Origin of the sequence: uncultured Microbacterium sp., from assembly GCF_963528945.1 — a bacterium.
GTDB lineage: Bacteria > Actinomycetota > Actinomycetes > Actinomycetales > Microbacteriaceae > Microbacterium.
Map to the genome: position 1 here is coordinate 55,510 of NZ_CAURWX010000004.1, position 22,489 is coordinate 77,998.

The window sequence follows — 22,489 nt, forward strand, 5'->3', positions numbered from 1 at the left end:
TCAGACGCCTCCCTGGATCTGGATGGATGCCGCCTCGCCCGCGGCGACCTCGTCGGGTCGCTCGCCGAACGCGGCGCCGAGGATGATGCGGGCGTCGAACTGCGCCCGCCGGAATTCGGCGACGATGCGGCCGAGGCGCATCACGACGATGCGGTCGGCGATGCCGAGCAGCTCTGGAAGCTCCGACGAGATCACGAGGATGCCGGTGCCCGCGTCGGCGCGCTCCAGCGCTGTGCGGTACACCTCGTACTGGGCGCCGACGTCGACGCCGCGGGTCGGCTCGTCGAGGATGAGCAGATCGGGTTCCGTGAGCAGCCACTTCGCCAGCACGACCTTCTGCTGGTTCCCGCCTGAGAGCGCCTGCACGGGCGAGCGGGTGAGGTCGGCCGACTTGAGGCGCAGAGCATCCGTCACCGCCTGCACGCGTGTGCGGAGGGCGCGACGGCGCAGCGGCGCCAGCACTCCCCCGCTCCATCGGGCGAGCGACGGCAGGGCCGCGTTGGTGACGACGGGGAACTCCATCAGCAGCCCCTCGCCGCGGCGGTCCTCGGTGACGAAAGCCAGGCCGGCCGCGATGCGGGCACGGGGCGACAGCCGCGTCACGTCGGTGCCCGCCACCTCGATGCGGCCGGTGTCGGCGGTGTCGAGCCCGGCGATCACGCGCGCGAGCTCGGTGCGCCCTGCGCCCATCAGGCCGAACACACCGACGACCTCGCCGCGCTCGACGGTGAGCGATGCCTCGTCGACCAGGCCGGTCGCCGACACGTCGTCGAGCCGCAGCGCGGGCGGGGCGCCCGGGTCGACCGGGGTGTGACCCGCGCGCTCCGGGTACAGGCTGTCGAGCGGACGCCCGACCATGAGCGTGATGAGCTCGCGCACCGGCAGGTCGGCCTCGGCGCGCACGTCGATGAGCGCGCCGTCGCGCATCACGGCGATGCGGTCGGAGAGCCGCTTCACGTCGTCGAGGATGTGCGAGACGTAGATGAACGACGTGCCCTGGGCGGTGAGGCGCTCGATGAGCGCGAACAGCAGCTGCGTCTCGCGGCTGGTGAGCGACGTCGTCGGCTCGTCGAGGATGATGAGGCCCGGACCGCCGAGGGTGCCCTTGACGATCTCGAGCATCTGCCGGTGGCCCGGGCTCAGCTGCTCGACGATCGTCGACGGCGAGAACGGCAGCTCGAGCTGCGCGAGGGCGTCGGCCGTGGCACGGCGCGCCTTCCGTCGATCGGTGAAGACGCCCGCGCGCCGCGGGTAGGCGGTCAGGAAGACGTTGTCCATGACCGAGAGCTGCGAGAAGAGGTTCAGCTCCTGGTGCACGTGGGCGATGCCGCGGGCGCGCGCCTCGCCGGTCGACTTGGGTGCGTAGGGCTCGCCGTCGACGAGCATCCGCCCCTCGTCGGGCACGAGCACGCCGCCGACGATGTTCATGAGCGTCGACTTGCCGGCGCCGTTCTCACCGACGAGTCCGAGCACCTCGCCGGGCTCGACGCGCAGAGAGATGTCGCGGTTCACGGGCATGCCGAAGAAGCTGTGCGAGATGCCGTGCAGTTCCAGGCGGGGAGACGAAGTCATCGTCGGCCTCCGATCAGGCGGTTGCGCCCCACGTCGAGCAGGGCCGCGGCCACGATGACGAGGCCCTTCACGACCCAGACCACGTGGAACGGCAGGTTCATGAGGTTGAGGCTGTTGCTGAGGATCACGAAGAACAGCGCCCCGAGGAAGGCGCCGAGCACGCTCCCCTTGCCGCCGAACAGCGAGATGCCGCCGATGATCGCGGCGCCGATGACGTCGAGCAGCATGTCGTCGCCGAGCGTCGGGCGGCCGGCGCCGAGGCGCGACGAGTAGAGCACGCTGCCGAGCGCCGCCAGGCCCGCGCTGATGACGTACGCCGACATGACCATGCGGGTGTGCGGAACGCCGGAGACGATCGCGGTGCGGCGGTTCGTGCCCGCGGCGTACAACCAGGCGCCGTACGTGGTGCGCGAGAGAACGTAGTGCGCGACGATCGCGACGACGACGGCGATCACCATCGACAGGGTCAGGAACGACGACAGGCCCCCGCCCTGCGTGCTGCCGATCGCCACGTACTCCTCGGGGAGCCCCGTGACGTTCTCGCTACGCGTCATCCAGATCGCCACCGCGCCGAACAGCAGCATCGTGCCGAGGGTCACCATGAAGGGCGGCATCTTCAGCACGGCGACCGCCCAGCCGTTCAGCAGACCGATCAGGCATCCGGCGGCGACGGTCAGGGCGATGGCGAGCACGACACCGCCGAGACCGGCATCCGACAGCACTCCCCCGTCCTCGTCGATCACGCTGCCCCAGAACACGGTGTCGGAGAACAGCGTCGGCGTGAAGGCCTGGGCGATGAACAGGGCGCCGAAGGTGTTCGCGACGCTGATGACGGCGGTCTGCGAGAGGTCGATGCCGCCGAGGATGAGCACGAACGACTGGCCGATGACGATGATCGCGAGCGGCCACAGGTTCGAGAGCACGTTCACGGCGTTGCGCTCGCTGAGCAGGCCGTTGGCGAACGGCGAGACGGCGACGACATAGACGACGATCAGGGCGAGGACGAAGCCCTCGCCGGCGAGGAAGCGGCGCAGCCCGTCGCCACGGCGGGCGCCTTCGGGTGCCGCGACGGGTGGGGCGGTCTTCTGAGTGGTGGACACGTGGTTCCTCCGACGGGTGACGGGCAGGGGCGGGGTGCGGCGCGCCGGAGACGCGCCGCACCGGGGATGATCAGGAGTTCGGGGGCGTGATGACGCAGCCCCAGGTGTCCTTCTCCTTCTCGCCGACGTTGTCCTGAGTGAGCGCGAAGCCGGGGTCGAGCAGCAGCTCGTCGGCGTCGGTCTCGCCCTCGTCGATCGCCCCGGCGAGAGCGGTCAGCAGCTGCTCGGCCTCGGTGAAGAGGTCCTGCACGCCGGTCGCGTCGACGAAGCCGTCCTTGAGCAGCGTGCACGCGCGGTTGTCGCCGTCGATGCCGCCCATGATCACGTGGCCCTCCTCACCGGAGGCCTTCCACAGGCCCATCGGCTCGAGCACGGAACGGATCTGCGGGTAGAGGAAGTCCGACGAGGTGAAGAGCAGGTCGATCTCGGGGTTCGCCTGCATGGCCGCCTCGAGGTTGGCCTGGCCGGTCGCGGCATCCCAGTTGGTCTGCACCTCGATCGGCTCCTCGAACAGGTCGGGGTGCGCGTCGACGACGTCGTAGAAGCCGTTGCGGCGCTCGAGCGCGTTCTGGTCGCTGAGGTTGCCGACCATGATGACCGAGCGGATCTTGCGGTCGAGGCCGAGCGCCTCGGCCTGGGTGACCATGTGCTCCATGGTGGCGGACGAGACGCCGCGGTTGTCGGCGACGGCCACGATGGCCGCACCGTCTTCGGATGCCGGCGGGCGGTTGAACACGCCGATCGGGATGTCGGCCTTGTTCGCCTCCGCGATGATCGTGTCGGCGCTCGACCCGTCCTCGGGGATGATGATGATGCCGTCGACGCCCTGGGTGATGCAGTCGTTCATCTGCTCGAGCTGCTTATTGGGGTCTTCGTTCGAGTTGTGCTCGATCACGCGAGCATCCGCCGCCTCGAGCGAGTCGGAGATCGCGGCGATGCCGGCCGCCCAGAACTCGGTCTCGCTTCCAGAGAAGCCGAAGCAGATCGTCTTGCCCTCCAGCGAGACGCCCACGTCGATCGCGGCGTTCTCGGACGATGCGGCATCTCCGCCTCCGCCGCCACCGGTGGTGGCGCAGCCGGACAGTGCCAGTGCGGTGAACGCTGCGACGGCGATGCCCGCAGCGAGGGTGCGTGTGCGCGACACGAGGCCTCCTTGACTCGTCAGAGACGCGCTTGGTCTCTGGTATGCCACACTATAGCCATGCCGCATGCCGACACACAATACGGTCGGCGAGACCCGCCACCTGCGATGATGGAGGCGCGCATCCGCGGATACACAGGAGGACCGATGGAGTTCACTCAGTTGCAGCGCGAGCCGTCGCTGGCGTCTCGGGTGACCGAGAGCATGCTCGCGACGATCGCCTCCGGGCGCTTCTCCCCCGGTGACTGGCTGCCGTCGGAGCGCGAGTTGTCCGACCAGTTCGGCGTCTCCCGCACGGTGATCCGCGAGGCCGTGCGGGGCCTGGAGGCCAAGGGCGTGGTCGAGGTGCGGTCGGGGCGCGGAGCCCGCGTCGCGCATGTCAGCTCCTCGCGCGTGTCGGAGAGTCTGCAGCTGTACCTGAGCGGCGCGCAGTCGCAGCAGCTGCTCGGACCGGCCGAGATCAGCGAGGTGCGTGGCACGCTCGAGCTGCGGCTCGTCGAGCTCGCGTGCGAGAAGGCGAGCGACGCCGACCTCGACGAGATCCAGGCGAGCCTCGACGCGATGGCCGATGCCGCGACCCCGGTCCAGGCCGCCGCCGACGATGCCGAGTTCCACCGTCGCATCGCGCTGGCCACCCACAACGCCCTGTACGTCGCGCTGCTCGAATCGCTGAACGCGGTGATGATGCCCATCCGTGAGCACAGCCTCGAACTCGACGGACGCCGCGAGCGCACCCTTGCGCAGCACGGTGCCGTGCTCGATGCGCTCCGCGCCCGCGACCCGCGTCGGGCCCGCGAGGCGATGGGAGGCCACCTCGACGACTCGCGTCAGTATTACGAGCCCGTCGACGGAACGGATGCCTCATGACCGCACTGCAGGGGCGCACCGCGCTCGTGACCGGCGCCGCCTCCGGCATCGGCCGCGCCACGGCCCAGCGCTTCGTGCGCGAGGGCGCGACGGTGTTCTTCGCCGACCGCGACCTCGCCGGTGCGCGTGAAGCCGCCGCGGAGGTCGACGGCGCGGCGCAGGCGCTCGGCGTCGACATCGCCGACGAGGCGTCTGTCGCCGCCGCGTTCGCCGAAGCCGGGCCGCTCGACGTGGTGGTCGCCAACGCCGGCGTGCAGCTGATCGGATCGGATGCCCGGGTCGGCGACCTCGGCCTCGACGTGTGGCGCCGCACGCAGGACGTGAACATGACCGGCACGTTCCTGACGTTGAAGTACGCCGTGCGCGCCATGACGCCCGCCGGCGGGTCGATCATCGTGACCGGCAGCCCCACCGCGCTCAACGGCGAAGGCGCAGGGTTCGCCGCCTACAGCGCCTCGAAGGCTGGGGTGCACGGCCTCGCGCGCACCGCCGCGGCCGACTATGCCGATGCGGGCATACGTGTGAACGTGGTCGTCCCCGGCCACATCCTCACGCCGCTCGTGTCGGGCATCGTCGAAGACGAGGCGGCCCGCACAGCCATCCTTTCCCGCATCCCGATGCGTCGCGCCGGATCGGTCGCCGATGTCGAGGGCATCATGGTCTACCTCGCCGGCGACGAGTCGCGCTACGCGACGGGTTCGGTGTTCGTCGTCGACGGCGGCATGACGACACTCTGATCACACGGGGTCCCCGCGGTGCAGCCACCCGATGCGGTGGCGAAGCAGTCGATTGCCGGAGCCTGAAGATGTGCAAGGGCCGCTGCCCGGTGCACTACTGTCACACCATGAGCACCGCTCGTCGTGTGCGCCGCAGCATGGTGGCGGCCGCCACTGCCGCCGTTGCAGTCCTCACGCTCACCTCGTGCGGGCCCAGCATCACAGACCTCGTAGAGCGGTCGACCGCGTCGAGTGTCGAGGACATGCAAGACGACCTCTGGGAGTACCGCGATGACATCGTCGCCGACCCGGAAACAACGGTCGTCGCGCTCGGCCGTTTCATCGACTTCCGTCAAGGGGTCCCCCCGGGCTACACCCGCGGTGGAACGCTGCTTCTGGACGTGAGCGACGCGAGCGACGGCCCCGCTCTCACCCTGCTCACGTCAGGTGGAGCGTCGACCGGCGGCGGATGGACTTACGACCAGCAGACCGCCGCCGTCTGCTTCACACTGACGTTCCCGACGACTCGGGATCGGATCGTCACGACCCCCGCGATGTGCCCGGACCTCCCGCAACTCGAGAATTTCGATCGCATCTATTCGCTCGAGGAGCTCGATGTGCGTCGCGAGGTCACCATCGCCGACTACCCGGCCCCCATCTGCCAGTGTCACAGCGGCAGTGAGTGCGACTGCCCCGGCGGCTGAACTGCGTGACGTCGAGGCCGGCTCGCCCTCACTGCAACGCGGTGCGCCCGGTGCCGACGGCGCGCAGTTCGACGCCGTCGGGCACGAACGGCGCGATGAGAGGCGGATGCCACGTCGCCGACAGCGTCACGCGGGCGGAGACCCCGTCGGGCGCTTCCGCGGAGACGAGCTGCGCGTCCCCGGGGAGCGCGGCCAGGATCAGTACGGCCTGCTCCCGCACGCCGGCATCCGTCACCACCGCCCGCACCCCGTCGGCCGTCGATTCGAGGGTGTACCCGTCGGCGCCCGCGGCAGCGGCGGAGGCGGCGAGCGCATCCAGACGCTTCTGGGCAAGGTGCAGGTCGGTCGCGCAGACGCAGACGAGCACCACGGCGAGCGCGAGCAGCACGTACCCGAGCGTCAGCACGAGCACGCTACCCTCGTCGCGCGGCCGGACCCCGCGGGCGCAGCCCCGCGGGTGGTCTCGCGGCGCGCGACCGCTCATCCCGCTCCCTCCGCGCCGATCCTCTCCACCGACGATGCCTCGACGGGAATGGCCGTCGCCCGGTCGAGTCCGAGCACGGGCGGCACGAAGGGCAGTCGAGCGGTGGCGTGCACCGTCACGGTGACGATCGCCCCGGGTGCCGGGCAGTCACCCACCGCGGGCGCGCAGTCGATCGAGACGGCGAGCGATTCGGGATCGAGCCCGTACTCGGCCACCACGTTCGCCAACACCGGCCCGGCAATGTCCCGAGCGGTCTCCGGACCTTCCGCGAGCGCGATCGCCCGCGCGGTGTGCCGGGCGGCGGCCTCCACCCCAAAGGACTGCGTCTGCAGCGCCCCCAGCACGATCACGAGGTAGGCCAGCGGCACGAGCAGGATGACCCCGACCGTGATGAACTCCAGCGCCGCCGACCCCGTGTCATCCCTCGCCCAGGCTCTCACTCGGCGCATGCGCGGTCACCTCCAGCACACCCGCGACCCCGATGAGCCCGACGACCGGGAGGGAAGTGCGCACCCGCACGTCGACTCGCTCCGCGTCGCCGACATCGGTCACTCCGATGGCGATGTCTTCTGCGTAGGCTGCACCGATCGCCCGGGTGATGACCTCCCGCGTGCGGTCGACGCCCGCATCGAGGTCGGTGTCGGCGAGAGCCGCGTGATAGGCCCCCTCCACCGCCGCGTCGTGCACGACGTTCCGCACGTACACGGCGAGCGCGAGCTGCAGCACCGCGAGGGTCAAGAGCGTGAGGAGCGACCCGACGAGCACGAACTCGACCGGGCTCGACCCACCCTCGCCGAGCACGCGCGACCGCCCGGTCACAGCCCCGAGACCCGCTGGATCGCCTGCTCGAACAGCGAGGTCAGGGCGGGGCCGGCGACGGCCCAGATGATCACCACCAGTCCCGCGGTCATGAGTGTCACGAGCACCCAGCCGGGTACGTCGCCCCGCTCGTCGGTGCGGAGGTCACGAGCCCAGGCCCGTGTGGCGGACCAGGATCGTCGAATCATCGTCATGGGTTTCCTTCTCTCTGGGGAGCTCAGCCGATGCCGAGTCTCAGGATGAACAGACCGGGGAAGATCGCGAAGAGCACGGACAGCGGCAGGATGAGGAACACGAGCGGCAGCAGCATGAGGATCTCCTTGCGGCCCGCCTGCTCGATGAGCAGTCGCTTCGCCTCCTCTCGTGCATCGCCGGCCTGCGCCTGAAGCACGGCGGCCAGGGGCGCCCCGCGTTCCAAGGCCGCCACGATCTGATCGACGGCCCGCGACAGCGCGGGCAACTGCAGCCGTGAGGCCATCTCGGTCAATGCCTCGACGAGCGGCGACCCCGTCCCTACGGCGACGACCACGCGGCGCAGTTCGGCGGTGAGCTCTCCCGATCCGATGGCGGCGACGCGTCTAAGCGCATCGGGGAAGCCCTCGCCCGCCGAGAGGCAGAGCGCGAGGAACTCCAGCGTCGTGGGCAGTTCGTCGGCGAGGCGCGAACGACGCGAGCGGACCCGAGCCGTGAGTCGCATATCGCACGCCACAGCGGCACCGAGCGCCGTCAGCGCAGGGAGCACCACGACAGGCGGCGACATGCGCCCGACCAGCGCGAGCATGATGATCGCGCACGCCCCCACGATCAGTCCGCCGACGAGCCACCCCAGCTGCCGGGAACGGAAGGCCGTCGCCGTCGTCGTGTCGAGCCCGGCCTGAGCGAGCCTGCGGCTGAGCACCGCGCTCCCGCCCAGCATGCGATCGGTGAGCACGATCATCTGCTCCCGCAGCGGCCGCCCGCCAGGAAGGAGTCCGAGAACGGGCCGGACCCCCGCGGGGAGCGCCGCATCCGGCACGACGTCGCGCACGTACGGCGCGATGCGTATGGCGAGTGGCGCCGTGCGCCACGCGGGGAGCAGGGAGAGGAGGCACAGGATGCCGGCGGCGAAGGCACCCCCGGCGAGCAGGGCCATCACAAGTGCCGCGCCGCCGCTCATCCGAACCACCGCCGGGGCTCGGGTAGGCGGCCGATGCGCGTCATGATGCGGAAGGCGGTGACGGACACGGCCGCCCCGATCACGATCACGAGCACGCCCTCCGGGGTCCCGTAGGCATCCGCCCCTTCCGGCCGCAGCACGAGCAGGCCCAGGATGACCCACGGAGCGACCGCGCCCAGGACAGCGGCACCGCGGATCCACGACTGCCGCGCCTCGACCTCGCCGCGGACGGCGGCATCGGCGCGGACCGAGGTGCCGAGCGCGCGCAGCACGGCCGTCAGTTCTGTCCCCCCGACCTGCCGGGCCATCCGCAACGTCTCGACGATGCGGTCGGCGATCGGATCGGCCAGCGACTCCTTGAGCCGGTCGAGCGCCTCATCGAACCGACCCGTCGCGACCAGGTCGCGCGAGAACACCGCGAACGCCGGGCGGAGCACGACCGGTGCGGACTGCTCCAGCGCCGCCACGGCATCCGGGAGCGAGAGCCCCACACGCAGCGACGCGATCACCAGGTCGCACACGTCCGGCCAGAGCTGCCGGCGCACCCGGCGCAGCCGCAGACGGCGCCCCCGGAGCACGGCGATCGGCGCTGCCGCCGCAGCCGCCCCCGCCAGCACCGCGAGCACCGCCAGCCCCGAGAACAGCCAGGCCAGCGCTCCGGCGGTCACACCGGCGGCGGCCATCACCGTGAGCAGCGCCCGAGGTGTCACTGCTGCCGCTCCGGCTTCACGCAACAGTCGAGCGACCCGCCCGCCGGAGGCCTCGGAGTCGACCTTCTCGCGTCGGGGCCACAACCACGGCGACACGCACAGCAGCAGTCCGGCGCCGAGGAGGGCGCCCAGCAGCAGCCTCATGCGCGGCTCCTGGCGTACAGCGTCTCGGTGTCGACGCGGCCATCGCGGATATCTCCGGTCGGAGCGATGACCTCGGCCACCCGTCGTGCGCCGTTCGGCTCCCGCACGCAGTGCACGACGAGGTCGACAGCGGTGGCCAGCACGGGAAGCAGGAACGACCGATCGATGTTGCGTCCGGCGAGGAGCGGGAGCAGGCCGAGCTTCTCGAGAGCGTCGGCCGCCGAGTTCGCGTGCACCGTCCCTGCACCCGGCACCCCGGTGTTCAGAGCGAGAACCAGGTCGAGCGCCTCCGCATCGCGCACCTCGCCGATGACCAGCCGCTCCGGTCGCATGCGCAGCGCCTCCTTGACGAGTCGCCGCAGGGTGATCTCACCCGTGCCCTCCAGCCCCGCCTGGCGCACCTGCAGCGCGACGAGATCGGGACCATCGACCGCCAGTTCGAACGTCTCCTCCACCGTCACGATGCGCTGCACATCCGCACACGCGGCCAGCAGCGCACCGAGCATCGTCGTCTTGCCCGCATGCGTCGCACCCGACACGATCACGGTGCGCCCGTCTCGCATCGCGGCCCGCAGCATCCCCGCCACGTCGGCGGGGAGCGCGCCCTGCGTCACGAGCTCGTCGAGCGTGCGATGGCCGGGGAGGAACTTGCGGATGTTCACCGCCCACCCGCCACGCACCACGTCGGCGATCGCGACGTGCAGCCGGGAGCCGTCGGGCAGCGATGCGTCGACGAACGGCTGACCGATGTCGACCCGACGCCCCGTGGCCTGCAGCATCCGCTCGACCAGATCGCGGATCGCCGGGCCTTCGAGCCGCAGGTCGGTGCGCTCCCCCACCCCGCCTCGGGCGACGTGCACCCGGCCGTCGCCGTTGACCCAGATCTCCTCGATGCCCCGGTCGTCGAGGAGGGGCTGCAGCACCCCGTAGCCGTGGACGACCGAGAGCACCTCGCGCACCGACCGCGCCTCGTCGTCGATCAGCGCGCCCCCGCGGGCGAGCGCGAGATCGTTGTGCCGCCGCACCTCCTCCTCCGCTGCCCGCTGCGCCGCGTCGGGGTCAGTGTGCGGATCGGTGCCGTCACGGCGCAGACGCATCCGAACGCGGTCGGCCACGGTGAAGGAGGGGGAATGCACGCGGAGCATCCTCGCAAGAATCGCGCTCCGGCCTCGGGAGTTATCCACAGCGCATGCGGATCGCCCTCGAAACGGCTCCGCCTGCGCTGATCACGCGGCGGATTCCCGGTGAGAAGCGACGCCGGCTCGGTAGACTGGGCGCGCGCGGGAGTGGTGGAATTGGCAGACACGCAGGATTTAGGTTCCTGTGCCCCAGGGCGTGTGGGTTCAAGTCCCACCTTCCGCACCGATCGGCCGCTGTCCGCGGTCGTCTGCACGACCGCCGCACCGGAACACTCGACGGGACACCCATGCACCACGCCGCACTCCTCCCCTGGCTCGACCCCGCCACGATCATCGGCACGGCGGGCCCGTGGGCGCTGCTGGTGGTCTGCTTCATCGTGTTCGCCGAGACCGGCCTGCTTGTGGGCTTCCTGCTGCCGGGCGACACCCTGCTCGTCATCGCGGGTCTGCTGTCGCACCCGATCGCCGGGTCCGAGCACGGCGTGTTCGGCATCAACGTTTGGCTCGTCGCGCTGCTGATCGGCCTGTCGGCGTTCGTCGGCGGCGAGGTCGGCTACGTGATCGGGCACAAGGGCGGACCCGCCGTGTTCGAGCGCAAGGAATCCGGCCTGTTCAGCCGCAAGAACGTCGAGCGCACGAACGCGTTCTTCGAGCGCTTCGGCGGCATCACGGTGATCCTCGCCCGTTTCGTGCCGATCGTGCGCACGTTCGCCCCGGTGGCCGCGGGCGTCGGTCACATGCCGTGGCGCAAGTACTCGCTCTACAACCTCATCGGCGCCGTGCTGTGGGGCTTCGGCCTCACGATGTTCGGCTACGCGATCGGCTTCATCCCGCCCGTGGCCGAGTTCGTCGAGAACTACATCGACCTCATCCTGCTCGCCGCCGTCGGCGGCACGGCCATCGTCACGCTGTGGCACTACCTCCGCGAGCGGTACAAGGCCAAGAAGGAGGCCGCACTCGGCGACGGCGAGACCGATGCCGACGAGGCGCGCGAGCTCACGCTCGACCGCGAGGTCTTCGACCGCGCCCCCGACATCGACGGCGACGGAAAGCACTGACGCTCCCCGACCGGAGCACGACAGACGGGCGGATGCCGGGGCTGAGGCCCACGGCATCCGCCCGTCGACGTCAGCTGGCCTTCTTCTTCGGCGCAGACTTCTTCGCCGGGGCCTTCGAACTCGACGACGAACCGGAACCGGACTTCGAACCCGACTTCGCATCCGACTCGGAGCCGGACTTCGCAGCCCCGGACTTCGACGAAGACCCGGACTTCGATGCGGAGCCCGCCCCCTCGCCGCCCCCGCTCTTCGCCGCGGCCCGCTGCTCCTTGGTCTTCGCGACGCTCGCGCGCAGCGCCTCCATGAGGTCGATGACCTCGCCGCTCTTCTCGCCCTCGGCGTCGTCGAACGTGTCGGAGACGTCGAATCCCTCGCCCGCTTCGATCTTCGCGTCGATGAGCGTGCGCAGCTCTTTCTGGTACTCGTCGACGAACTCGTCGGGGTCGAAGTCGCTCGAGTAGCTCTCGACGAGCGCCTCCGACAGCTCCAGTTCCTTCTTCGAGATGCGCACGTCTTCGTGCAGCGCCGGGAAGTCGACCTCGCGCACCTCGTCGGCCCACAGCAGCGTCTGCAGCACGAGCACATCGCCGCGCACGCGCAGAGCGGCGAGACGTGTCTTCTGCCGCAGCGTGAACCGCACGATCGCCGTGCGGTCGCTCTGCTCCAGCGTTTTGCGCAGCAGCACGTAGGCCTTGGGCGACTTCGAGTCGGGCTCCAGGTAGTACGGCTTGTCGAGCGTGAGCAGATCGACCTGCTCGGTCGGCACGAACTCGACCACGTCGATCTCGCGGCTCTTCTCCGACGGCAGGGCGGCGAGGTCGTCTTTGGTGAGCACCACCGTGTGCCCGTCGTCGACGTAGGCGCGGTCGATGTCGGAGTACGCGACGGTCTCGCCGCAGATCTCGCACGTGCGCTGGTAGCGGATGCGCCCGCCGTCCTTGTCGTGCACCTGGTGCAGCGGCACGTCGTGATCCTCCGTGGCGGAGTACACCTTCACGGGAACGTTCACGAGGCCGAAGGTCAGCGCGCCCTTCCAGATGGTTCTCATGACCTCAGTGAACACCAGCCGCCCGAGCCGCGGCCAGTCCCTTGACTACGCTGGCCGTATGGTCGCAGACGGTCAGATCGTGCAGGTGGAGGGCCGCCGGCTGCGCGTGACCAACCTCGACAAGGTCGTGTACCCCGAGACGGGCACCACGAAGGGCGAGATCATCGCCTACTACTCGGCGATCGCCCCGCAGCTGCTGCCCCAGCTCGCCGGACGTCCGGTGACCCGCAAACGCTGGGTCGACGGCGTCGGCACGGCGGCTGCTCCCGCCGAGGCGTTCTTCACGAAGCAGCTTGAGCCCGGCGCCCCCGAGTGGATCCCGCGGCAGGCGATCGAGCACTCCGACGGACCCAAGCAGTACCCGCTGGTCGACGACGTGCCGACGCTCGTGTGGCTGGCGCAGGTCGCGGCGATCGAGCTGCACGTGCCGCAGTGGCGCTTCACGACCGACGGTCTGCCGGGCAATCCCGACCGTCTCGTTCTCGACCTCGACCCGGGCCCCGGCGTCGAATTGGAGCAGTGCGCGACGATCGCCCGGCTCGCGCGCGGCATCCTCACCGGCATGGGACTCGACCCCATGCCCGTCACCAGCGGCAGCAAAGGCATCCACCTCTACGCCGCGCTCCCCGGGGCGCAGACGAGCGCGGAGATCTCGGCCGTGGTGAAGGAGATCGCGCGCATGATCGAGAACGAGCATCCCGATCTCGCGACCGCCACCATGTCGAAAGCCGTGCGGGGCGGCCGGGTGTTCCTCGACTGGAGCCAGAACAACGGCAAGAAGACCACCATCTCGCCGTATTCGCTGCGCGGGCGCGCGCATCCCTGGGTGGCCGCGCCCCGCACGTGGGACGAGCTCGACGACCCAGGTCTGCGGCAGCTGGGCTTCGAGGAAGTGCTGGCGCGCGCCGCCTCGGGGATCGACCCGATGGCGTCGGTGACGCCCGCACGGGATGAGGCATCGGTGTCGGAGCAGACGCCCCCGCCCGCCGATGAGCCGACCGCCGAGGACCCGCGCACCGCTGCGGCACTCGCACCCTCGACCCCGGCGGAGGATACCCCCGCCGCCACCCCCCGCTCCCGCACCCGCGATCGCATCCGCGCCGCCGCCTCCGCCCGCCCCGACCCGCAGGCCACGCTTCCGAGCATCGAGCCGATGCTCGCCGAGAACGGCACGCCCGCGCTGGCGCGCCGGCTCGGCACCCCGCCGTGGGTCGAGGTGAAGTGGGACGGCATCCGCGCCCTCGGAACCTGGGCCGACGGACGGATGCGCCTGCATGCCCGCCGCGGCACCGACATCACCGGCCGCTACCCCGAGCTCACCGCCGACGGCGCGCCCTTCCTGCCCGCCGCGGATGCCGTGGTCGACGGCGAGATCGTCGCGTTCGACCGTCAGGGGCGCCCGAGCTTCGCGCTGCTGCAGAACCGCATGCACCTGACCCGGCCGCGCGAGATCGAACGCGAGGTCGTGCGCACCCCCATCGTGTACCTCATCTTCGATCTGCTGCGCCTCGACGGCCACGACCTCACCGGCCTCCCCTTGCGCGACCGCCGCGCTCTGCTCGACGAGCTCGTGCACGACCTCGACGCGCCCGTGCAGGTGCCGCCGGTGTTCGACGACCTCGACGCCGCCCTCGCGGCGAGCGCGCAGTTCGGTCTCGAGGGCGTCATGGTGAAGGACGCGTCGTCGCGCTACCGCCCCGGGGTGCGCTCACCCGCCTGGCTGAAGCTCAAGCACACCCGCACGCAAGAGGCGGTGATCGTCGGCATCCGTCCGGGCAAGGGCGACCGTGAGCGCACGCTCGGATCGCTCCTGCTCGCGGTGCGCGACGAACCCGGCGGTGACCTGCAGTACATCGGTCGCGTCGGGTCGGGCTTCACCGACCGCATCCTCAGCGACCTGCTCGCCCGCCTCGACCCCCTGCGCGTCGACCGCGCTCCCCTCGCGGGCGTGCCGGGCCCCGACGCCTCCGACGCCCTCTGGGTGTCTCCCGACCTCGTCGGCGAGGTCGAGTTCGCGAACTGGACGCCTGACGGCGTGCTCCGCCACGCGCGCTGGCGCGGTCTGCGACCCGACAAGTCCCCCGCCGACGTCGTGCGGGAGAGCTGACACGCGCGACGCGAGGAGAGCGGATGCTCAGACGTGCCGCGGGTCGCAGTGCGCCTGCTCCGCCGGCTCGAGCTGGAAGGTCGAGTGATCGACGTCGAAATGGTCGACGAGGCATCCGCGCAGATCGGCCAGCAGCGCCGCACTCCCGCCGCCCGCCAGCAGCGCCGGGTCGACCGTCACGTGTGCGCTGAACACGGGCGCTCCCCGCGTGAGCTGCCACACGTGCACGTCGTGCACCCCCACCACACCGGGGAGGCCGAGCAGGTGCGCGCGGATGTCGGCGACCGCGGTGCCCTGCGGCGCCGACTCCGACAGCACCGAGAACACCTCCCGCAGCAGCGCGATGGCCCGCGGCACGATCATCACGGCGATGAACAGCGAGGCGAGGGCATCCGCCGGCATCCACCCCGTGGTCACGATCACGACGGCGGCGACGATGACGGCGGCCGACCCGATGAGGTCGCCCATCACCTCGAGATAGGCGCCGCGCACGTTGATGCTCGTGCGCTGAGCACGGCTGAGCAACCACATCGAGACCGCGTTCGCGAGCAGACCGACCCCCGCGACGACGAGCATGAGACCGCCGGCGACCTCGACCTCCTGCGGGTCGACCAGGCGACCGACGGCCTCGATCCCCACCCAGCCGGCGAGCAGCAGCAGGATGATCGCGTTGATCAGCGCCCCGAACACCTCGGCGCGCTGGTACCCGAAGGTGCGGCGATCATCGGCCGGGCGTGCCGCCACTGCCGCCGCGATGAGCGCGATCACGAGCGCGGAGGTGTCGGTGAACATGTGCGCCGCGTCGGCGAGCAGCGCCAGCGACCCCGTCAGCACGGCTCCGACCACCTGCACGAGCATGATCGTCGCCGTGAGGCACAGCGAGATCGTCAGCAGGCGGCGATGACCTGCCGAACGGATGCCGCCGGCGGCGGGCGCGTGATCGTGCATGCTTCCAGGCTAGGACGCCCGCACCCGGTCGGAGCGCGATTGCGGCTAGTCGGGAAGGGTAACGAGAACCAGTCTCAGAGGTCGGCGAGGAGGGGCGCGAGGTTCTCGAAGGCGCGGGCGCGATGCGACTGCGTCTGCTTCTCCTCGTCGGTGAATTCGCCGACGGTGCGCTCGGCTCCCGCCGGCTGCCCGTCGGGCACGAAGATCGGGTCGTAGCCGAAGCCCCCGCCACCGGATGCCCGGTGCGCGAGGCGGCCCGGCCAGATGCCCGTCACGACCTGTTCGTCGCCCCCGGGCGTGACGAGAGCGATCGTCGAGGTGAAGTGGGCCGTGCGGTGCGGGTCGGCGATGTCGCGCAGTTGATCGAGCAGCAGGTCGAGGTTGGCGGCGGCATCCTTCTTCTGACCCGCCCAGTAGGCCGAGAAGACGCCCGGCGACCCGCCGAGCACGTCGACGCAGATGCCCGAGTCGTCGGCCAGCGCGGGCAGTCCGGTGTGCGCCGAGGCGGCCCGTGCCTTGATGAGCGCGTTGTCGGCGAAGGTCACGCCGTCTTCGACCGGCTCGGGGCCGTCGTACGCGACCACCTCGAGATCGGGCCGCACGCGCGCCACGATCTGCTGGAACTCCGCCACCTTGTGCGGGTTGTGCGTGGCGAGCACGACCCGCATGGTCACTCCCCCGCCAGAGCGGTGCGCTGGTGCTGCGTCAGCGTCGCGCATCCGTCGACGCCGAGGCCCAGGAGCGCGTCGAGCTCGCTCTTGTCGAAGGGCGCTCCCTCGGCGGTGCCCTGCACCTCGACGAACAGCCCCCGACCCGTGACGACGACGTTCATGTCGGTCTCGGCGCGCACGTCTTCGACGTAGGCGAGGTCGAGCATGGGCTCCCCGTCGATGATGCCGACCGACACCGCGGCGACCGAATCGATCAGCGGGGTCGAGTTGCGACCGATGAACTTCTTCTCGCGTCCCCACTCGATCGCATCGGCCAGCGCCACGTACGCGCCGGTGATCGCCGCCGTGCGGGTGCCGCCGTCGGCCTGCAGCACATCGCAGTCGATGACGATGGTGTTCTCGCCCAGCGCCTTCGTGTCGACCACGGCACGCAGGGCGCGGCCGATGAGACGGGAGATCTCGTGCGTGCGACCGCCGATGCGGCCCTTCACGCTCTCGCGGTCGTTCCGGCTGTTCGTGGCGCGCGGAAGCATCGAGTACTCCGCGGTCACCCACCCCTTGCCCTTGCCGGTGAGCCATCGGGGAACACCGTTCGTGAACGAGGCCGTGCACAGCACCTTGGTGCCGCCGAAGCTGATGAGCGCCGAGCCTTCGGCGTGCGCGCTCCACCCCCGCTCGATCGTGATCTCGCGGAGCTGGTCGGTGGCGCGGCCGTCGGCGCGGACGATGTCGGACATGGTGTTCCTTCGGTCGAGGGACTACTGCGGATCGGTGAGAGAGGCGGGGAGGGTGATGACGCCGGTCTGCACGAGCTGCACATCGCGCACCTCGCGCCCCATGAGACGGTTCGCGAGCGCGGTGAAGTCGGCCGCCGAGTCGCCGGTCGCCTCGTAGACGTAGCTCGCGTTGGCGTCGGGCGGCGCGAGCAGGTCGCCGCGGACGAGGTGGCGGTAGACGTCACCGGCGGTCTCGTCGTCGCTCGACACGAGCGTGACGCCCTCGCCCATCACGTAGCTGATCGCCCCGCGCAGGAACGGATAGTGCGTGCAGCCGAGCACGAGGGTGTCGACCCCGGCGTCGCGCAGCGGGGCCAGGTACTCCTCGGCCACGGCGAGCACCTCGGGGGTTCCGGTGACGCCCGCCTCGACGAACTCGACGAACCGGGGGCACGCCGCAGTGAACACCTGCAGCTGCTCGTTCACCTCGAGCATGTCCTGGTAGGCGCGCGACCCGATCGTGCCGACCGTGCCGATCACCCCGATGCGTCCGTTGCGGGTGGTCGACACGGCGCGGCGCACGGCCGGGCCGATGACCTCGACGACCGGCACGTCGTAGCGTTCGCGTGCGTCGCGGAGCATGGCTGCGGATGCCGTGTTGCAGGCGATCACGAGCATCTTCACGCCCTGGTCGACGAGGGTGTCGAGCACCTCGAGCGAGTAGCGGCGCACGTCGGCGATGGCCTTCGGCCCGTACGGCGAATGCGCCGTGTCGCCGATGTAGACGAACGACTCGCGGGGCAGCTGGGCGCGAATGGCCCGCGCCACCGTGAGCCCGCCGACACCGGAGTCGAAGATACCGATGGGCGCGTCGTTCATGACTCCCCAGCCTACTCGGGCCGAGACGACCCCGGGGGTTCCGGCTTACTAAGCTGAGGCGCATGACCTCGTCGACGGCGCTGCTCACCGACCGCTACGAACTCACGATGCTCGCCGCCTCGTTGCGCGACGGCACGGCCGCACGCCCGAGCGTGTTCGAGCTGTTCTCCCGCCGCCTGTCGGGCGGTCGGCGGTTCGGCGTGGTGGCGGGCACGGGGCGTCTGCTCAGCCTCATCCGCGACTTCCGCTTCGGCGATGACGAGCTGCGCTTCCTGCGCGACAACGACGTGGTCGACGCCGATTCGCTGCGTTACCTCGAGGACTACCGCTTCACCGGAACGATCCGCGGCTACCGCGAGGGCGAACTGTACTTCCCCGGGTCGCCGATCCTCACGGTCGAGGGCAGCTTCGCCGACGCCGTGGTGCTCGAGACCCTGGCCCTCAGCGTGCTCAACCACGACTCGGCCGTGGCGACCGCCGCCTCTCGCATGAGCATCGCCGCGGGTGAGCGCCCGCTCGCCGAGATGGGCTCCCGCCGGGCGGCCGACCGCTCGGCCGTCGCCGCCGCCCGCGCCGCCTACATCGCCGGGTTCCGCTCGACGAGCAACCTCGAGGCCGGCCGCACCTGGGGCATCCCCACCATGGGCACCGCCGCCCACTCCTGGACCCTCCTGCACGACAGCGAGGAGGAGGCGTTCCGCTCGCAGGTCGACAGCCTCGGCACCGGCACGACGCTGCTCGTCGACACCTACGACATCCGCACGGGGGTCGAGACCGCCATCCGGGTCGCGGGCACCGAGCTGGGCGGCGTGCGCATCGACTCGGGCGACCTGCCCATCGTCGCCGCGGAGGTGCGCGAGCAGCTGGATGCTCTCGGCGCTACCTCGACCCGCATCACCGTGACCAGCGACCTCGACGAGTACGCCATCGCCGCTCTCGCCGCCTCCCCCGTCGACGCGTACGGCGTGGGCACCTCGGTCGTCACCGGTTCCGGCTACCCCACCGCCAGCATGGTCTACAAGCTCGTGGCTCGACAGGATGCGGCGGGCGCCTGGATCGGCGTCGCGAAGGCCTCGGCCGACAAGGCCTCGCACGGCGGACGCAAGGCCGCCTTCCGCACCATCGACGACGGTGTCGCCCGCAGCGAGCGGATCCTCGTCGCCGACGGCTTCGAGCGGCTCGATGCTCCCGAGTCGGATGCCGAGGGCCGCGCCCTGCAGGTCACCCTAATCGACAACGGCGACATCGACACCGCGCACGAGGGGCCCGAGGGCACCGCAGCCGCGCGGGCGCACCATGCGCGGGTCCGCGAGGAGCTGCCGGTGCGCGCACTCGCGCTCAGCAAGTCCGACCCGGCGATCCCCACCGTCTACGTCGAGGTGGCGTGATCCGCGCTCAGCGGGTCATCGACTCGTAGATCTCCTTGCACGTGGGGCAGATGGGGAACTTCTCGGGGTCGCGCCCCGGAGTCCACTTCTTGCCGCACAGCGCACGCACCGGCTTGCCGGTGATCGCCGACTCGAGGATCTTGTCCTTCTTGACGTAGTGCGAGAAACGCTCGTGGTCGCCCGGTTCGATGTTCTCTTCTTTGAGAAGCTCTTCGAGTTCGCGATCAAGCGTTGCCACGCCGCCCTGATCGGGGCTGTCCAGGGGAGTGCTCATCCCGAGAGTCTAATCGTGCGAGACGACGCCGGGGGTCGGGCTCACGCCGTCTCGACGAACTCCATGAGGCGCGTGCCGCTGCGTTCGAACACGAGGCCGCCGATGACCGCACCGAGCGCGAGAGCCACGACGCCGGTGGCCATGCCGGTCCAGAACGTGGTCATGGCGAACGCGGATCCCTCGGAGAGCGTCGACGCGAAGAGCCAGAGCGTCGGGGTGCTCACGGCGATCGCCGCGATGAACGCGAGCGCAGGACCGTAGGCGCTGCGCGCACTGGCGCGCTGAGGCTGCTGGAACGGGCTGTCGCCGGGGCGCGACACCGGGTAGGGCGCCACGACCGACATCACGCTCGACACTCCCAGGGCGCTGAACAGCAGGCTGGCGGCGACCCCGGTGAATGGCAGGAGCAGGTACCAGTCGCCCGTGATGAGCAGCGTCACCGGCACGGCGATGGCGAGCACGGGCACCGATACGAGCAGCACGGGCAGCAGACGGCCGAGACGGTCGGGCAGTCCGCGCACGCCGCTCGCCACATGGGTCCACAGCGCCGTCGAGTCGTAGGCGACGTCGTTGTGCGGCAGCCAGCCGAAGAACAGCGCCATGACGGGCACGGGCACCAGGGCGGCGATCTCGAGGGGCACGCCGGCGACGAGGAGCGGCAGCACCGTGAGCACCCCTGCGACGGGGACGACGATGATGTTGACGATGTACCGGCGGTCGCGCAGCCAGTAGACGAGGCTGCGGGCGGCGATCGCGCCGAACGCCGACGACGGCAGGAGCGAGAACCACCCGAGCCCCGTGCGTTCGCGCGACGTCACCGGACGCGCCGTCGTGGTGAGCAGTCGACGCACGAGCCAGGCCCAGACCGCGAGCAGCACGACGAGGGTGAGCACCGCGACGACCGCGCTGAGCCACGCCGCGCCCGGGTCGTCGAGCAGGGCACCGGGGGCGGCGCCGAGGGGGCTCGATGCGACCGCACCGGTGAGCGAGATGAGGCCCTGCGGCACACGCCCGTCCCACCGGAACGAGGCGAGGAAGACCGCGACGGGAAAAGCGACCACGAGCAGGGCGAGGACGAACAGGGCCGTGAGTTCGCGCGGTCGCCGCTCCGGCAGCAGGACGGCGTTCAGCGCCATGCCGATCCGGGCGACGAGCACGGTCGTCAGCAGACCGACGAGGGCCATCGAGATCGCGAACAGCGGCGGCGTTCCGAGGCGGATCGCAATGACACACGCGGCGACGTGCACCGCGAGGAGGGCGAGGCTGGGCACGCTCACCAGCGCGGCGACGGCGAGCACCCACGGCATCCGCCGTTCGTCGACCCCGAACACCGCGAAGCGGCGCGGGTCGAGCTGATCGGTCGCACCGACCAGGATCGGCCCCACGAGGAACCCCAGCGTGATCGCCGCCCCACCGAGCACCGTGACGGTGCGTGCGACGGCCAGCGGCGCCTCGGCGAGCGAGAGCAGCGAGGCGCAGACCACGGCCGTCAGGGCGACGACGAACACGAAGCCCGCGATCGAGCGCACCCGGCGTTCGCCGCGCAGCGATCCGAGGACCAGCGCGAGCCTCAGTCGGAGAACGTGTGCAACCACTCGAGACCCTCCACCTCGCCGATGCCGCCGGACAGCTCGACGAATCGCGCCTCCAGCGTCTGACCGGCCCGCACTTCGTCGACGGTGCCCTCGGCGAGCACCTCTCCCCCGACGATGATCGCGACCCGCGAGCAGACCCGCTCGACGAGATCCATCCCATGGCTGGAGAGGATCACGGTGCCGCCGTGCGCCACGTAGGCGCGGAGGATGTCGAGGATCACGGCCGACGACACGGGGTCGACCGATTCGAACGGCTCGTCGAGCACGAGCACGCGCGGCGAGTGGATCATCGCACCGGCGAGCATGACCTTCTTCGTCATGCCGGCCGAATAGTCGGAGACGACCCGGCCCAGCGCATCACCGAGGTCGAAGGCGCGCGCGAGGTCGGCGACGCGCTTCTCGATGACGTCGGAGGCGAGTCCGCGCAGCAGACCGTAGTAGTGGAGCAGCTGGCGGCCGGTGAGACGGTCGAACGTGCGCAGTCTGTCGGGCAGCACGCCCATCACACGCTTGGCCGCGAGCGGGTCGGCGGCCTGGTCGATGCCGCAGATCGTGACCGACCCGGCGTCTGCGCGCAGAAGCCCGGCGACGATCGAGAGGGTGGTCGTCTTGCCGGCGCCGTTGGGGCCGACGACGCCGTAGAAGGTTCCGGCCGGCACCGAAAGGCTGATGCCGTCGACGGCGTGGTTGTCGCCGAAGTGCTTGACGAGCCCGCGGATGCTGATCGCCTCGCCGCTCCCGTCGGCCGACGGTTCGGAGGCGGCGGGCGCCTCCGGCTCATCGGGCTCGGCCTGTGCCGCGGCGACCGCGACCGTCGAGGCGTCATCGTCGCCCTTCTCCGGGGTGGTCGCTTCCGCGACGGGGGTATCTGCGGCCTCGGTCGCGGAGGGTGCCGCCTCCGCGGGAGTGGCACTCGCCGTCGGATCGACGGGCGCCGCCTCGGCGACGGGGGCGTCCACCTTCTCGTCGATCGCGGATGCTTCCGTCTCGTCATCGGCGGGCTGCGATGCGGCGGGCGCGTCGCCCACGGGCTCTTCTGCGGGGGCCCGACCGCCGTCGGCATCGACGACCGGGTCCGCGGCGACGGGCGCATTTGCAGCGGGAACGTCCACAGCGGAAGCCTCTGTCTCCGGGGCCTCCGTCGCCGGAGCATCCGCGACGGGAGCATCCGCAACGGGGGCGTCAGCGAGAGGGGTCTCGACCACGGGAGCGTCCGCGAGAGGAGCCTCGACCACGGGAGCCTCTTCGGAAGA

Annotated in this window: 24 protein-coding genes and 1 tRNA gene; 7 read left to right on the forward strand and 18 right to left on the reverse strand. The window is 70.8% G+C overall.

Annotated features, from left to right (window positions below):
• From RWS82_RS12830 to RWS82_RS12840, 3 genes are all read right to left on the reverse strand, one after another.
• Window positions 1-1,572: a sugar ABC transporter ATP-binding protein gene (locus RWS82_RS12830; RefSeq protein ID WP_314650756.1), complete on the reverse strand. Its 1,572-nt coding sequence runs from the start codon at window positions 1,570-1,572 to the stop codon at window positions 1-3.
• Window positions 1,569-2,672, reverse strand: a complete 1,104-nt coding sequence (locus RWS82_RS12835; protein ID WP_314650758.1) for an ABC transporter permease — start codon at window positions 2,670-2,672, stop codon at window positions 1,569-1,571. The genes RWS82_RS12830 and RWS82_RS12835 overlap by 4 nt, the downstream gene beginning before the upstream one ends.
• A 70-nt stretch (window positions 2,673-2,742) precedes the next feature.
• Window positions 2,743-3,816, reverse strand: a complete 1,074-nt coding sequence (locus RWS82_RS12840; protein WP_314650759.1) for a sugar ABC transporter substrate-binding protein — start codon at window positions 3,814-3,816, stop codon at window positions 2,743-2,745.
• A 144-nt stretch (window positions 3,817-3,960) separates the two neighbouring features.
• Here RWS82_RS12840 and RWS82_RS12845 point away from each other — a divergent pair, with 144 nt between their 5' ends.
• The 3 genes from RWS82_RS12845 (at window position 3,961) to RWS82_RS12855 (ending at window position 6,100) form a co-directional block, all read left to right on the forward strand.
• Window positions 3,961-4,680 carry a FadR/GntR family transcriptional regulator gene (locus RWS82_RS12845; protein ID WP_314650762.1) on the forward strand — a complete coding sequence of 240 codons (720 nt, stop codon included), beginning with the start codon at window positions 3,961-3,963 and terminating at the stop codon, window positions 4,678-4,680.
• Window positions 4,677-5,417, forward strand: coding sequence for an SDR family NAD(P)-dependent oxidoreductase (locus RWS82_RS12850; protein WP_314650764.1), 741 nt, complete (start codon window positions 4,677-4,679; stop codon window positions 5,415-5,417). The genes RWS82_RS12845 and RWS82_RS12850 overlap by 4 nt, the downstream gene beginning before the upstream one ends.
• 107 nt (window positions 5,418-5,524) lie before the next feature.
• Entirely contained in the window at window positions 5,525-6,100 is a 576-nt protein-coding gene (locus tag RWS82_RS12855; protein WP_314650766.1) for a hypothetical protein, read from the forward strand.
• A gap of 28 nt (window positions 6,101-6,128) precedes the next feature.
• On the opposite strand, the gene RWS82_RS12860 is transcribed toward RWS82_RS12855, so the two are convergent.
• From RWS82_RS12860 to RWS82_RS12890, 7 genes are all read right to left on the reverse strand, one after another.
• A complete protein-coding gene (locus tag RWS82_RS12860; protein WP_314650768.1) occupies window positions 6,129-6,512 on the reverse strand; it encodes a hypothetical protein in 384 nt (127 codons plus the stop codon).
• Between the two features lie 68 nt (window positions 6,513-6,580).
• Entirely contained in the window at window positions 6,581-7,033 is a 453-nt protein-coding gene (locus RWS82_RS12865; protein WP_314650770.1) for a TadE family protein, read from the reverse strand.
• The gene (locus RWS82_RS12870) at window positions 7,002-7,403 is read right to left on the reverse strand and encodes a TadE/TadG family type IV pilus assembly protein (RefSeq protein WP_314650772.1); all 402 of its coding nucleotides are present in this window, start codon (window positions 7,401-7,403) and stop codon (window positions 7,002-7,004) included. The genes RWS82_RS12865 and RWS82_RS12870 overlap by 32 nt, the downstream gene beginning before the upstream one ends.
• On the reverse strand, window positions 7,400-7,591 hold the full coding sequence (locus tag RWS82_RS12875; RefSeq protein WP_314651533.1) for a hypothetical protein: 192 nt from the start codon (window positions 7,589-7,591) through the stop codon (window positions 7,400-7,402). Before RWS82_RS12875 ends, RWS82_RS12870 begins: the two co-directional genes overlap by 4 nt.
• A gap of 29 nt (window positions 7,592-7,620) precedes the next feature.
• The gene (locus tag RWS82_RS12880) at window positions 7,621-8,535 is read right to left on the reverse strand and encodes a type II secretion system F family protein (RefSeq protein ID WP_314650773.1); all 915 of its coding nucleotides are present in this window, start codon (window positions 8,533-8,535) and stop codon (window positions 7,621-7,623) included.
• Window positions 8,536-8,555: 20 nt separating this feature from the next.
• Window positions 8,556-9,413 carry a type II secretion system F family protein gene (locus RWS82_RS12885; protein WP_314650775.1) on the reverse strand — a complete coding sequence of 286 codons (858 nt, stop codon included), beginning with the start codon at window positions 9,411-9,413 and terminating at the stop codon, window positions 8,556-8,558.
• Complete coding sequence (locus RWS82_RS12890; RefSeq protein ID WP_400190095.1) at window positions 9,410-10,549, reverse strand: CpaF family protein; 1,140 nt, start codon at window positions 10,547-10,549, stop codon at window positions 9,410-9,412. The genes RWS82_RS12885 and RWS82_RS12890 overlap by 4 nt, the downstream gene beginning before the upstream one ends.
• 144 nt (window positions 10,550-10,693) lie before the next feature.
• On the opposite strand from RWS82_RS12890, the gene RWS82_RS12895 reads away from it, so the two are divergent.
• Window positions 10,694-10,775 (forward strand) — tRNA-Leu (locus RWS82_RS12895).
• A gap of 64 nt (window positions 10,776-10,839) precedes the next feature.
• Window positions 10,840-11,610: a VTT domain-containing protein gene (locus RWS82_RS12900; protein ID WP_314650779.1), complete on the forward strand. Its 771-nt coding sequence runs from the start codon at window positions 10,840-10,842 to the stop codon at window positions 11,608-11,610.
• Window positions 11,611-11,680: 70 nt separating this feature from the next.
• Here the strand turns inward: RWS82_RS12900 and RWS82_RS12905 are convergent, their stop codons facing one another.
• Complete coding sequence (locus tag RWS82_RS12905; RefSeq protein WP_314650780.1) at window positions 11,681-12,658, reverse strand: Ku protein; 978 nt, start codon at window positions 12,656-12,658, stop codon at window positions 11,681-11,683.
• A gap of 58 nt (window positions 12,659-12,716) precedes the next feature.
• Between RWS82_RS12905 and ligD the strand changes: the two genes are divergently transcribed.
• A complete protein-coding gene (gene ligD / locus RWS82_RS12910; RefSeq protein ID WP_314650783.1) occupies window positions 12,717-14,765 on the forward strand; it encodes a non-homologous end-joining DNA ligase in 2,049 nt (682 codons plus the stop codon).
• 27 nt (window positions 14,766-14,792) lie between these two features.
• On the opposite strand, the gene RWS82_RS12915 is transcribed toward ligD, so the two are convergent.
• From RWS82_RS12915 to murI, 4 genes are all read right to left on the reverse strand, one after another.
• Complete coding sequence (locus RWS82_RS12915; RefSeq protein WP_314650785.1) at window positions 14,793-15,713, reverse strand: cation diffusion facilitator family transporter; 921 nt, start codon at window positions 15,711-15,713, stop codon at window positions 14,793-14,795.
• Window positions 15,714-15,787: 74 nt separating this feature from the next.
• Window positions 15,788-16,381 carry an RdgB/HAM1 family non-canonical purine NTP pyrophosphatase gene (rdgB, locus tag RWS82_RS12920; protein WP_314650787.1) on the reverse strand — a complete coding sequence of 198 codons (594 nt, stop codon included), beginning with the start codon at window positions 16,379-16,381 and terminating at the stop codon, window positions 15,788-15,790.
• Window positions 16,382-16,383: 2 nt separating this feature from the next.
• Window positions 16,384-17,121, reverse strand: a complete 738-nt coding sequence (gene rph / locus RWS82_RS12925; protein WP_314650789.1) for a ribonuclease PH — start codon at window positions 17,119-17,121, stop codon at window positions 16,384-16,386.
• Between the two features lie 21 nt (window positions 17,122-17,142).
• Window positions 17,143-17,979, reverse strand: a complete 837-nt coding sequence (gene murI, locus RWS82_RS12930) for a glutamate racemase (RefSeq protein ID WP_314650791.1) — start codon at window positions 17,977-17,979, stop codon at window positions 17,143-17,145.
• 62 nt (window positions 17,980-18,041) lie between these two features.
• Between murI and RWS82_RS12935 the strand changes: the two genes are divergently transcribed.
• Window positions 18,042-19,367, forward strand: coding sequence for a nicotinate phosphoribosyltransferase (locus RWS82_RS12935; protein ID WP_314650792.1), 1,326 nt, complete (start codon window positions 18,042-18,044; stop codon window positions 19,365-19,367).
• A gap of 7 nt (window positions 19,368-19,374) precedes the next feature.
• Here RWS82_RS12935 and RWS82_RS12940 read toward each other — a convergent pair whose 3' ends face one another.
• From RWS82_RS12940 to RWS82_RS12950, 3 genes are read right to left on the reverse strand one after another with little or no spacing between them, the layout of a single operon-like run.
• A complete protein-coding gene (locus RWS82_RS12940; protein WP_314650794.1) occupies window positions 19,375-19,641 on the reverse strand; it encodes a DUF3039 domain-containing protein in 267 nt (88 codons plus the stop codon).
• Between the two features lie 41 nt (window positions 19,642-19,682).
• Window positions 19,683-21,236, reverse strand: a complete 1,554-nt coding sequence (locus tag RWS82_RS12945) for a hypothetical protein (protein ID WP_314650796.1) — start codon at window positions 21,234-21,236, stop codon at window positions 19,683-19,685.
• On the reverse strand, window positions 21,212-22,471 hold the full coding sequence (locus tag RWS82_RS12950) for an ATP-binding cassette domain-containing protein (RefSeq protein WP_314650798.1): 1,260 nt from the start codon (window positions 22,469-22,471) through the stop codon (window positions 21,212-21,214). Before RWS82_RS12950 ends, RWS82_RS12945 begins: the two co-directional genes overlap by 25 nt.
• Window positions 22,472-22,489: the final 18 nt, after the last annotated feature.

Excerpts from the sequence above, each read along its gene's own strand:
- RWS82_RS12830 (WP_314650756.1), bottom strand. The coding sequence starts at position 1,572 with ATGACTTCGTCTCCCCGCCTGGAACTGCACGGCATCTCGCACAGCTTC.
- RWS82_RS12845 (WP_314650762.1), top strand. The coding sequence starts at position 3,961 with ATGGAGTTCACTCAGTTGCAGCGCGAGCCGTCGCTGGCGTCTCGGGTG.
- RWS82_RS12850 (WP_314650764.1), top strand. The coding sequence starts at position 4,677 with ATGACCGCACTGCAGGGGCGCACCGCGCTCGTGACCGGCGCCGCCTCC.
- RWS82_RS12855 (WP_314650766.1), top strand. The coding sequence starts at position 5,525 with ATGAGCACCGCTCGTCGTGTGCGCCGCAGCATGGTGGCGGCCGCCACT.
- RWS82_RS12865 (WP_314650770.1), bottom strand. The coding sequence starts at position 7,033 with ATGCGCCGAGTGAGAGCCTGGGCGAGGGATGACACGGGGTCGGCGGCG.
- RWS82_RS12875 (WP_314651533.1), bottom strand. The coding sequence starts at position 7,591 with ATGATTCGACGATCCTGGTCCGCCACACGGGCCTGGGCTCGTGACCTC.
- RWS82_RS12880 (WP_314650773.1), bottom strand. The coding sequence starts at position 8,535 with ATGGCCCTGCTCGCCGGGGGTGCCTTCGCCGCCGGCATCCTGTGCCTC.
- RWS82_RS12885 (WP_314650775.1), bottom strand. The coding sequence starts at position 9,413 with ATGAGGCTGCTGCTGGGCGCCCTCCTCGGCGCCGGACTGCTGCTGTGC.
- RWS82_RS12900 (WP_314650779.1), top strand. The coding sequence starts at position 10,840 with ATGCACCACGCCGCACTCCTCCCCTGGCTCGACCCCGCCACGATCATC.
- RWS82_RS12905 (WP_314650780.1), bottom strand. The coding sequence starts at position 12,658 with ATGAGAACCATCTGGAAGGGCGCGCTGACCTTCGGCCTCGTGAACGTT.
- ligD (WP_314650783.1), top strand. The coding sequence starts at position 12,717 with ATGGTCGCAGACGGTCAGATCGTGCAGGTGGAGGGCCGCCGGCTGCGC.
- RWS82_RS12915 (WP_314650785.1), bottom strand. The coding sequence starts at position 15,713 with ATGCACGATCACGCGCCCGCCGCCGGCGGCATCCGTTCGGCAGGTCAT.
- rdgB (WP_314650787.1), bottom strand. The coding sequence starts at position 16,381 with ATGCGGGTCGTGCTCGCCACGCACAACCCGCACAAGGTGGCGGAGTTC.
- rph (WP_314650789.1), bottom strand. The coding sequence starts at position 17,121 with ATGTCCGACATCGTCCGCGCCGACGGCCGCGCCACCGACCAGCTCCGC.
- murI (WP_314650791.1), bottom strand. The coding sequence starts at position 17,979 with ATGAACGACGCGCCCATCGGTATCTTCGACTCCGGTGTCGGCGGGCTC.
- RWS82_RS12935 (WP_314650792.1), top strand. The coding sequence starts at position 18,042 with ATGACCTCGTCGACGGCGCTGCTCACCGACCGCTACGAACTCACGATG.
- RWS82_RS12940 (WP_314650794.1), bottom strand. The coding sequence starts at position 19,641 with ATGAGCACTCCCCTGGACAGCCCCGATCAGGGCGGCGTGGCAACGCTT.